The sequence below is a fragment of the Belliella filtrata genome (assembly GCF_022549775.1).
Taxonomy (GTDB): Bacteria; Bacteroidota; Bacteroidia; order Cytophagales; family Cyclobacteriaceae; genus Belliella; species Belliella filtrata.
The window spans coordinates 32485-43323 of record NZ_JAKZGP010000045.1; the positions used below are offsets into that span (position 1 = coordinate 32485).

The 10839-nt window shown below is 39.6% G+C and carries 9 protein-coding genes; 2 read left to right on the forward strand and 7 right to left on the reverse strand.

Translation table 11 applies throughout. The features are described 5' to 3' along the window. Positions 1-8 precede the first annotated feature (8 nt). The 4 genes from MM239_RS15165 to MM239_RS15180 all read right to left on the reverse strand — a co-directional run bounded on the left by MM239_RS15165 (position 9) and on the right by MM239_RS15180 (position 2669). Positions 9-746 carry an isoprenyl transferase gene (locus MM239_RS15165; protein WP_241349100.1) on the reverse strand — a complete coding sequence of 246 codons (738 nt, stop codon included), beginning with the start codon at positions 744-746 and terminating at the stop codon, positions 9-11. An 84-nt stretch (positions 747-830) separates the two neighbouring features. After that, positions 831-1598, reverse strand: coding sequence for a type IX secretion system protein PorG (gene porG, locus MM239_RS15170; protein ID WP_241349101.1), 768 nt, complete (start codon positions 1596-1598; stop codon positions 831-833). 200 nt (positions 1599-1798) lie between these two features. Beyond that, a complete protein-coding gene (locus MM239_RS15175) occupies positions 1799-2221 on the reverse strand; it encodes an organic hydroperoxide resistance protein (RefSeq protein WP_241349102.1) in 423 nt (140 codons plus the stop codon). 7 nt (positions 2222-2228) lie between these two features. After that, positions 2229-2669 (reverse strand): MarR family winged helix-turn-helix transcriptional regulator, encoded by a 441-nt coding sequence (locus tag MM239_RS15180; RefSeq protein WP_241349103.1) that lies wholly within the window; start codon positions 2667-2669, stop codon positions 2229-2231. A gap of 281 nt (positions 2670-2950) precedes the next feature. Here MM239_RS15180 and MM239_RS15185 point away from each other — a divergent pair, with 281 nt between their 5' ends. Further along, positions 2951-4363 (forward strand): aldehyde dehydrogenase family protein, encoded by a 1413-nt coding sequence (locus MM239_RS15185; RefSeq protein WP_241349104.1) that lies wholly within the window; start codon positions 2951-2953, stop codon positions 4361-4363. 7 nt (positions 4364-4370) lie between these two features. Further along, a complete protein-coding gene (locus MM239_RS15190) occupies positions 4371-5498 on the forward strand; it encodes a DmpA family aminopeptidase (RefSeq protein WP_241349105.1) in 1128 nt (375 codons plus the stop codon). Positions 5499-5590: 92 nt separating this feature from the next. On the opposite strand, the gene MM239_RS15195 is transcribed toward MM239_RS15190, so the two are convergent. From MM239_RS15195 to MM239_RS15205, 3 genes are all read right to left on the reverse strand, one after another. Then, positions 5591-7132, reverse strand: a complete 1542-nt coding sequence (locus tag MM239_RS15195; RefSeq protein ID WP_241349106.1) for a cryptochrome/photolyase family protein — start codon at positions 7130-7132, stop codon at positions 5591-5593. Positions 7133-7258: 126 nt separating this feature from the next. After that, entirely contained in the window at positions 7259-8284 is a 1026-nt protein-coding gene (locus tag MM239_RS15200; RefSeq protein ID WP_241349107.1) for a PorP/SprF family type IX secretion system membrane protein, read from the reverse strand. 4 nt (positions 8285-8288) lie between these two features. After that, on the reverse strand, positions 8289-10373 hold the full coding sequence (locus tag MM239_RS15205; protein ID WP_241349108.1) for a T9SS type B sorting domain-containing protein: 2085 nt from the start codon (positions 10371-10373) through the stop codon (positions 8289-8291). Positions 10374-10839 lie beyond the last annotated feature (466 nt).

Sequence of the window (10839 nt, forward strand, 5' to 3'; positions counted from 1 at the left end):
CAATTTTATTATGATTTAATCTGAGAACCGGTTTTTCCAAACCTTCTTTCTCTGCTTTGATAATCCAGAACGGCCTCTTCTAGGTCTTTCCTCCTGAAATCTGGCCACAATACATCTGTAAAATACAGTTCTGTATAAGCCATCTGCCAAAGGAGGAAATTACTAATTCGTAATTCCCCACTTGTCCTGATCAAGAGTTCAGGATCTGGCATATCTTGTGTATTCAAATGAGAAGCAATTGCTTCTTGATTAACATCTCCCATGGTCATTTGACCATCGACTACTTTTTTGACAAGTTGTTTTACTGCTTGTTCTATTTCCCATCTACCACTGTAGCTCAAAGCCAAGTTTACTCGTACTCCAGTGTTATTCTTGGTCTTCTCTACGGTATTGGCTAAATTTTCCTGCATACTTTTAGGCAAGCTATTTATATCTCCTATGGCTGTCAGTCTCACATTATTCTGAAGCATTCTTGGCAATTCGGATATAAAACTATTGATCATGATCTCCATCAAGGCACTCACCTCATCGGCTGGCCTAGACCAATTTTCTGTAGAAAAGGCATACAAAGTCACGATTTTGATACCCAAATCATCAGCTGCTTCTATGGTATCTCTCACTGCTGCGAGGGCATTCTTATGCCCAAAAATCCTCATGGCACCTTTTTTCTGAGCCCATCGCCCATTGCCATCCATGATAATCGCTACGTGTTGGGGAATTTTTGCACTATCTATTTTTTCCTTCATTCCGATCAAATCCAAATACGGTATTTTTTTGGAGGTACAAAAATGCTATTTCTTTTTCAATATTCTAACCTAAAGGTCAATTAATTAATAGATGTAGCATTTTACTGAAGATATAGAATAGCTTACTGTAAGTCCTAAAAAATAATACCAATCACGATCACTCGAGTTGGCTTGATATGGGTAATAAATTTGTTCAATTGGTTCAATCTGTCCCATACCATCACCCGCTCTTCTAAAACGGACATTCCCATCCACCCTGTCCAATAAGTCCGTGAAAGTAGCCCTAAAGCCCATCTCTAAGGCAAGACCCCATTTGTCTGTCAGCTTATATTTCACACCTACTCCAAATGGAATCACTGGAACACCTATACTGTACCCTCCTCTATCAGGCTGGTCTGGGTCAAATCCAAACCCTCCTTTCCCATTGAAATAAGACACCCCTATTCCAAAAAAACCATAAGGGGAAAACCTATTCGGTGATTGTGGATGAAGATAGTCAAGAAAGTGATACTCCATCACTGCCGATAGCTCAAATAAGTTACCCTGAAAATAGGCATCCCTTACCAAAGCGACTGGATCTATTGGATTAATACTGTCAGCCGCACTGAGTCTACCATAAGATAGTCCTACTCTGAGTGACCAAACATTGTCAAAATTTCGTCTGCCAAATAACGTTCCTTGAGCCCCAAGTCTTCCCATGTCCAATCTGCGGACTAGGTCCCCCGAGTAAGTCGCTACCCCTAATCCCCCTCCAAATTCATATTGCTGCCCATTTGCATTTGGTACTGCCAATAGACTTAGGCATCCTAATAACACAAAAATGAAGATCGAATTAAAGTTGACTTTTTTCAAGACGTTGCAATTTATAAAGTACCAAACGATATAAAAACCTACTTTCGTATTTAGGCGGTTAATTTATGTTAAGACTCATTACTATCAAATGATTCTATACAAAAAAGCCTGATAACCCTAGCTTTTAAAATAGGTCTATCAGGCTTTGCAAATGTACTCTTTTTGTCTGGGAAAAAAATCTCTTTCCCTAGAAAATGAATTTATTCTACTGCTTTCACATTCACTTCAATATTTCCTCTTGTCGCCTTAGAATAAGGACAAACTTCATGAGCGGCTTCAACCAACTTTTGAGCGGCTTCTAATGATTCAGCTTGTGGTATTTTACACAAAATATCTACGGCAAGTCCAAAGCCGCCATTTTCGGTTTTACCCAAATGTGCTTTCACTGTGATCTCTGCATCATTGAGCTTGACACCTTTGGCAACAGCTCCTAAAGCTCCACCAAAACAAGCTGCATATCCTGCAGCAAACAGTTGCTCTGGATTAGTCTTACCACCTTCTCCTCCAATTTCCTTTGGCATGGCCACATCAAAGTCTAGCTGACCATCATCCGTTTTGACATGTCCTTTTCTTCCTCCTGTATTTACAGCTGTTGCGGTGTAATCAATTTTAATTTTTTCCATTTTGTTGTTAAGATTGGTTTAAAGTATCTAATAATTGATGAAGTTTTGATTTGAGACTATCTAACGATTCTGTATCCATACTGTTCAATGTAACTCTTACTTTATCAGGAATTGATTCTGCCTTATTTTTTAAGGCCTTGCCTTGAAATGTAAGTTCTATTTCTACCTTTCGCTCATCCACATCACTACGAACCCTTTTGATCAAACTAGCAGACTCCATTCTCTTAAGCAAAGGAGTCAAAGTACCTGAATCCAAATGAAGCTTCTTACCGATTGAATTGACTGCCAACCCGTCCTCTTCCCACAGCACCAACATTACTAAGTATTGTGGATAGGTCAAGCCGATCGCAGACAAAGGCTCATGATAATTCTGAATCAACATTCTAGACGCTGCATACAATGGAAAACATATTTGATTTTCGATCAATAAGGGTTTCTTGGAATTCATAAGCACATCTAAATTGTTAACAATTAAATTTATAACAATTTTAAACAGTAATCAAGATTTAGTAAGAAATTCTTTGGTGATATTTTCAAAACAGTAAACCACAACTACTTTGCCACAAACCATTCTGATCTTTCAAACATCAGGAAATATCCGCTAAAACAATTATCTTGCTAAAACCAAAAGCCCAATGAGCGTTAGATTTCTAATAAAAAGCTAATAAGATGCAAGCATGGCATGAAAGTGGTTTAAATACTCTAACAAAACTAGAATGTTAAGAAACTATGGATAAGACACAAATAGATCAGGTTTTCGATGCTCAAAAAGCACAGTCGCTCAAACTCAGGACAAGCAGCAAAGCACAGAGGGTAAAAAAGCTAGAAGATTTGCAGAGTTGGATCGACGCCAATCAAGATGATATACGAAAGGCTATTTTTTCTGATTTCAAAAAACCATTTACTGAAACTAACATTTCTGAAATTTTTGTAGTCAATTCCGATATCAAACATGCTATCAAGAACATTGGAGACTGGATGTCTCCCGAAAAAGTATCTACACCTCTCACCATGCTTGGTAGTAGATCATTTATCGAATATGAGCCAAAAGGTGTATCACTTATCATATCACCATGGAATTACCCATTCAACTTGGCAATAGGCCCGCTAGTTTCAGCAATAGCAGCGGGGTGTACTGCTATCATCAAGCCCTCAGAGCTTACGCCGCATACTTCAGCCCTAATCCGTAGACTTGTAGACGAGGTGTTTGAAAGTCAAGATGTTGCTGTCTTTGAAGGAGAGGCAGACGTAGCACAATATCTACTTGGTAAGCCCTTCGACCATATATTTTTTACTGGAAGTCCAGCCATAGGAAAAGTCGTAATGAAAGCAGCTGCCGAACACTTGAGCTCAGTTACGCTTGAACTTGGAGGCAAATCACCAGCTATCATTGACAGCAATGCCGATCTCAAAGATGCAGCAGACAAAATCATTTGGGGTAAATTTGTAAATTGTGGACAAACTTGTATTGCCCCTGACTATATATTAGTACAAAATAGCATCACGGAGCAATTAGTCGTAGCATTGACCGATGCACTGAACAAGATGTATAACCCTAAAGGAAAAGGAATAGAGAAATCTAAAGATTATGCGAGAATTGTAAATGGAAAACACTTGCAAAGACTTCATCGTCTACTGGCGGACGCTACTGAAAAAGGAGCCCGAATCATCACTGGTGGTCAAGTAAATAGCAATGAGAATTATTTTGAGCCCACATTACTCACCGATGTGAATGCAGGGATGCTGGTCATGCAAGAAGAGATATTTGGACCTATTCTTCCCATCGTGCCTTATGAAAGTTTGGATGAGGCTATTACTTATGTTAATGCTCAACCAAAGCCTTTGGCTCTGTATGCTTTTTCTAAGTCGTCGGACATCACTGATCAAGTGATCGCAAGAACTTCTTCTGGAGCCGTGGTGGTCAATGATTGTGTCCTTCACTATTTACAGCATGAACTACCATTCGGAGGGGTAAACAACTCTGGTATAGGCAAAGCACATGGGAAATTTGGCTTCTTGGCGTTCAGCAATGAGAAAGCAATTTTAAAGCAGAGAATAGGACTAACAGGCTCCAAACCGCTTTATCCGCCATATGGTTTTGCTGGAAAAAAAATTACAAAACTTCTACTTAAATGGTTTTAATTGTTTCATGAATAGACTCACGGTTATCCATCTACTTCTCCTTTTCCCATTCCTTATCAATCTGTCCTACAGTCAAGAGAGGCCTAGAGATCTTGGTATACATATCGGTGTGCTAAAACCTGGGCTAAACAATTCTATAACAGATGTAGCGGGAGTCAGTGTAGGACATTTGACCAAAATAGAAGGTGAGGATATCAGGACAGGCGTTACAGCAATCCTTCCTCACCAAGGGAATCTATTTCAAAACAAAGTTCCTGCGGCAGTTTTTATAGGAAACGGTTTCGGTAAATTAGCGGGGGTTACTCAGGTAGAGGAACTTGGGAATATTGAATCCCCAATTATTCTCACCAACACGTTAAGTGTCGCAGCCGGAATAGAAGGTGTAGTACGATATAGTCTCAGTCAAGAAGGAAACGAACAAGTTCAATCCGTGAATGCAATCGTAGGAGAAACAAACGACGGACTACTAAATGATATTCGTGGGATGCACATTGACAGTAAAGAGGTGCTAGCGGCAATACATGCAGCAAATACTGGCATCGTACAGGAGGGGAATGTCGGGGCTGGCACGGGCACTGTCTGCTTTGGATTCAAAGGGGGAATAGGAACAGCTTCCCGAAAGCTTCCAGCTACACTAGGAGGTCACACCGTTGGTGTACTTGTTCAGTCCAACTTTGGAGGGGTGCTTCAAGTCAATGGCGCTCCTGTTGGCGTCACCTTAGGGCAATATGCTTTCAAAAACCAATTGGAGTCCGCTGACGGGTCATGTATGATCATAGTAGCTACTGACGCACCAGTAGGTGAGCGAAATCTCAAAAGAATAGCTGAAAGAGCAATGTTTGGCTTAGCCAAAACAGGCGGAATAGCCTCAAATGGCTCTGGAGATTACGTTATTGCATTTTCGAATTTTAAAGAAAACCTGATTCCTCATCAATCCTCCAGCACATTGATCAAGAGAGAGGAGCTAAGAAATGATGATATGTCAGCACTATTTTTAGCCACAATAGAGGCAACTGAGGAAGCCATCATCAACTCCTTGTTTGCCGCTGAAGATATGATTGGAAAAGGCGGTAGAAAAGTCTCAGCTCTACCTGTACCAAAAGTACTGGAGCTGATGAATCTAAAAGAAAAATGATAGTAAAAAAATAAGTATAGGTTCATGAAGGTTAAATTTTTCTTTTCATTTCGAATTAGGAGTTTATGGAATAAAGGATTTATTAACACCACCTACAACTTATCGATTTGACCAAGGTAAAATTCGGCTTGCTTCAATATAGCATCAGCATCTTTCATCTTCGCCAATGTCCTATACGCCATTCCTATCCTTGGATTTTTCGAGAGTTTTTCCTCATTTCTCGCATAAAAATGCCAATAAAGACTGTTGAAAGGACAAGCTCGATCTCCTACTTTAAGGTTCTTTTTGTAAAAGCAAGATTCACAATAATTACTCATTTTGTCAATGTAATTTGCTGAAGACACATAAGGTTTTGTACCAACGATTCCTCCATCTGCAAACTGGCTCATTCCTCTCGTATTGGTGATTTCCACCCACTCTATGGCGTCAATATATATACCCAAGTACCACTGGTCCACTTCATCGGGATCTATACCGGCTAGTAGCATGAAATTTCCCGTGACCATCAGCCTTTGGATATGGTGAGCATATGCTGACTTTAGGGATCCCTCTATAGCGTGTTTTAAGCAGTTCATCTTTGTCTTTCCTGTCCAAAAATAAGCAGGAAGTTTCTCCTGGTGCTCAAAGAAATTGAGTGAAGCAAAATCTGGCATTTCTGCCCAGTAAACTCCCCTCATATACTCCCTCCACCCTAATATTTGCCTTATAAACCCTTCCACCTGCGCTATATCAATAGTGTCTTGATGTCCATACCAGTATTTTTCTACATACTCAACAACCTCCAGAGGTGATATCATCTTGACATTCAAAGCAAAGCTAAGTCTACTATGGAACAAAAAACTATCCCCATCATACATGGCGTCTTGATATTCCCCAAATCGAAAGAGAAGCTTTTCGCAGAAATATCGTAATACTTCCAAAGACTCCTCCCTGCTTACTGGCCAATCAAAAGCATTCTCATCAATTTCTCCTATTGTAGTGGCTCCTTTGGAATGGATCATTTTCACCATTTCCTTCACAGCTTTCGGAAATGTTTTAGGTTGTACCAATAATAGTGGGTCTTTGAGCTTATTGCGGTTTTCATGATCATAATTCCATTTCCCTGTCAGAGGCTCTTTACCATCCATTAGCACATTGTATTTTGCCCTCATAGCCCGATAGAATGTCTCCATGAGATAAGTTTTCTTCCCTTTGAAAAAATCCTTTAGAAATCCCCTTTCGGTTAAGAAATGTTCGCTATCTACTAACTTGACAGAAACCCCCAAATCCGACTCTAACTTTTCTGTCAATTCTAGGAGTATTTGATCCAAACGATATTCATCTGGAAGCTGGTATTCAAATCTTACAAAATCATGTTGCTCTACAAGCATCAAAACATTTTCTTTGAGTGTCTGGGTATTTTCGTCATCGTCTAGGTGAAAGTAGATCACTTCATGCCCTTTTTCTTTAAGAAATTCACCAAAATTTCTCATTGCAAGAAAAAAGGCAACCACTTTTTGAATATGATGATTGGTGTATTCTGCTTCTTGCATGATTTCCATGATTAGGTAAGTTACATTGCTGTCAGCTTCTTCAAACCAACTGTGATTTGCATTCAATTGATCTCCCAAAATCAGTCTTAAGGTCTTTTTCATATCCCAACTTTTAGTAACAATTGAAGCATATACAAGCTTGTTTTGTTTTTTCTAAAACAAAAAAATACCTCCACTTTCCAGAAGCAGAGGCATTGCAAATTGCAAAATCACCCTAACCAAAATATCTTAATACTTAAAGCATGGCATCATGCTCACTTTTCTATCTCTTTGACCTGAATCCCCAGCCAAGAATGAAAACCTCATGGAGATTTCATGGGCTCCTCCTGAGTTGGCTTGATTTAGTTTTGAAAGTGTGTAATCGTAGCTGTACCCAACATCTAGCCCATTTCCTAATGAAAATCCAATCAAGCCAATCAAAGATTCGTTGTTGGGCAACATGCTGCTGATAGTTGGAAGTCCCCTGTACCAAACTCCAAAAACAATCGGCTGCAAGTTGATCTGTGCTCCAAGGTCAAGCTGGTTGAATGGATCTTGATGCTTGTAATTGAATGCTAAAAGCAGCTCTCTCCTCCCCATGATGTTATTATTGAACTGCTGAGACATTCCTTGAGAAAGGTCGATTTTGACACCTCCATGGGCAGAAAGTCGCATAGGTAACTTGGAAATACCTTCCTCTACAAAAGACACATTGGGCTGCGTAATGTGGTGTGCCGAAACTCCTAACCACACAGCCTCATTGTGATACAATGCACCAAAATTGTAATCCATAAATCTATGCCGTACATCAGCTCCTAAATTCTCACCACTGAAGTCCCCAATATTTCCATTAGCATCTATCTGACTTCCAAAGATCATCTGGCTGAAATTTGCATCACGTGAGACAAAACTTGCCTGACCACCAAATCTTAAAAAACTACTAAAGCCCAACTGAAGCCTGTAAGCGTACACTCCACCAACTTCCATAGTGCTTAAATTGGACATTGACTCTTGAGTACCATTCACGATCAGCCCTATACCACTATTCAAGTTGAAGAGGTAATGATCCATATAGGCAGAGTAAGAATTGAAGGTGTGACCTAAGCCTGGCCATTGGTTCCTGTAATTGACACCTATTCTAGTCATCTCCGATGATCCTGCAAAAGCAGGGTTGAGATAAAGAGGTGCAGCATAAAACTGCGAATATTGCATGTCTTGCGCCGAAATATTGGCAAAGAACATGATCATGGCGACAAGGGTATACAGCTTTCTCATATCATCATCTTATTAAAGTGAACGCCCCCGTTTGATTGACCACATTATCATCGAGTCTGCTGTAAGAAATTTTGTATACATAATTGCCGGCTGGCAACAACTTCCCTTTGTAAGTACCATCCCAGCCCACAACTTCCAATCCATTTTCTGAATAAATATGTTCTCCCCAATGATTGAAAACATCCATTTGAAAATGTTTGATCCCTTTCAGTACAGGTTTCAGCCTATCATTGAGTCCATCTCCATTAGGGCTAAAGGCATTTGGCATTACCACTACTTCAGTACTTGAGCTCACATGAAGTGTATTTGCCTCGAAAGTAGAACATCCATATACATCAAAAGCAGTTAGCTTCACGGTATATGCACCTTCTTTGGCAAAACTGTGAATTGGATCCTTTTCAGAACTCACCTTCCCATCTCCAAAATCCCACTCCCAAAGAATAAACTCATTGGACATATAGCTGGTGAAAGCTATACTATCATTTACTAAAACTTCAGGATCACTCACAAAAGCCAATTTTCTATACTCAAAATCTACTCTAGCGGACCCAGTAAAAGTTGGGAAATCGACTTTTATCAAATCAGAGGTCATACAGCCATTAGCGTCTGTCACTTCTATCCTGATCTCAGTGGCTGAGTAGAATTTGATTTCCTTACTGTTTGTTTCTCCGTTACTCCATTTTACTGTATATGGAGGAACACCTCCACTGATGTCAACCCACGAAATCCCCGTAAGCTCGCCTGTATCGCAGTTCATTTCTAAAGAGCTATCGATTTTGGCTTTCAAGACCAATGGCTCTTGTATATTCACTTGATGCTCAATTTTGCAGCCAGTAGCGTCTTCAAGCACGGCAGTATATGTGCCTGCTGTCAAACCATCTCGCTTCCATTGGTCATGAAAACCATCAGACCAGCGTATTCGAACAGACTCCTGAGCCTGTTCTACCATCAATTCCACCACCCCGTCAGCTGCACCATGGCAACTGACTTGTCCGAGCTGAACAACATTTACTGTTAAATCATACGCTACTTGCTTCATTTCAAATTCGGTAGAAGTCATGCAACCATTTGCATCTATCGCTTCAACCCTATATTTCCCTGCCTTTAAATTTGTGATCCGAGATGTATTCGCTCCATTACTCCACTTATATTGATAGGGTGCTGTACCACCTTTGACTTCTACCTCGATGCTACCTTCAGAAGTTGTGTCACAAGTCAGCTGGGAAATGGACTTTGTATGGATCTCGATCGGATCACTCGAAGTCACTGTCACCACTTTACTCGCGGTACAACCGCCAGCATCTGTGACTAAAACTTCATAAGTCCCTGCGGCCAATTTATTAACGGTGTTACTATAAGCTCCATGCTTCCACTTATAGCTGTAAGGTTCCCTTCCTCCTGTCACTTTCAATGCTATGCTTCCATTAGCATCACCACATTGACTGGCAGTTACTGATTCATCGATATGCAAGCCTGAGGTCTCAGCCCCTATACTGAAAGATACCGTTCTGCTACAATTATAAATATCATAGACTGTGACTGAATAATCTCCAACAGGCAAATCATTCGCCTCCATGCCACCTACCAACCCATGGCTCCATTCTACCCTGTAAGGCTCCCCTCTTCCAACCAATACGCTAATTTTTGCATAACCATTTTTGCTACTACTACAAGAGGCATCCACTTTCTCTATAGCACCCAAAATCAAAGGAAAAGGAGGTTGAATCACTATTTGCTCGGTGATTTTATTTCCCTGAAAATCTGTTATGTTTACAGTGTAGGTTCCAGCATATAAATTGACTCTATTTTGAGTTGTATCATTATTGTTCCACTTAAACGTATATGGCGGAACACCACCCTGAACGTCCAAATCAATGTTTCCACGCTCCTCATGAGAACAAAGTGCTAACTTACCCGACACAAAAACTTGTAATTCACCGTAACTTGTTTCTCTTAACCCGATTGTTTGCAATGCTAAATCTTTGTTCAAGTGCTGTGCAAAAACATAAGGCATGTCAAATACACTGATCATAACCATGATCAGCGACATCAAGACAAAACCACCATATTTTTTATCACATAAACTCATAAGTCGGATTTTCGACAAGCTTTTACAGCACTTTTTATGCACTTCAAGGCCATATTATTGTCAATAATATTTTAAAATATTATTTTTTGCTTTTCATAAATATCAAAATGATATTCTATTTCACTGGGTGATTAACTTAACTTATGGAATATTTCTTTGAATCTCAAAAAATAAATACGAAAACTTCACACCAATAGATCATTCAAAAAATGATATTTATCATGAAATAATACAATATTCAAAAAACAGGGTTTTACTTACTTTTTAATGATTTTGAAAAATGTAAATCCCTTTGTTTGGAATAATTTTAATTTACTTGGATATGGGTTTAGTTTAAAAATTGTAACTACTCAGGTTGTAAATTAGCTATATGATTTAGATTTTCTAAGATATTTCCCGAACGTTTGATCAGGGTATCCACGACGGATCTTATAACACAGAAGTTTTCAGCTCCATTGTTGGATTT

Excerpts from the sequence above, each read along its gene's own strand:
- MM239_RS15205 (WP_241349108.1), bottom strand. The coding sequence starts at position 10,373 with ATGAGTTTATGTGATAAAAAATATGGTGGTTTTGTCTTGATGTCGCTG.
- MM239_RS15180 (WP_241349103.1), bottom strand. The coding sequence starts at position 2,669 with ATGAATTCCAAGAAACCCTTATTGATCGAAAATCAAATATGTTTTCCA.
- MM239_RS15175 (WP_241349102.1), bottom strand. The coding sequence starts at position 2,221 with ATGGAAAAAATTAAAATTGATTACACCGCAACAGCTGTAAATACAGGA.
- MM239_RS15185 (WP_241349104.1), top strand. The coding sequence starts at position 2,951 with ATGGATAAGACACAAATAGATCAGGTTTTCGATGCTCAAAAAGCACAG.
- MM239_RS15165 (WP_241349100.1), bottom strand. The coding sequence starts at position 746 with ATGAAGGAAAAAATAGATAGTGCAAAAATTCCCCAACACGTAGCGATT.
- MM239_RS15190 (WP_241349105.1), top strand. The coding sequence starts at position 4,371 with ATGAATAGACTCACGGTTATCCATCTACTTCTCCTTTTCCCATTCCTT.
- MM239_RS15195 (WP_241349106.1), bottom strand. The coding sequence starts at position 7,132 with ATGAAAAAGACCTTAAGACTGATTTTGGGAGATCAATTGAATGCAAAT.
- MM239_RS15200 (WP_241349107.1), bottom strand. The coding sequence starts at position 8,284 with ATGAGAAAGCTGTATACCCTTGTCGCCATGATCATGTTCTTTGCCAAT.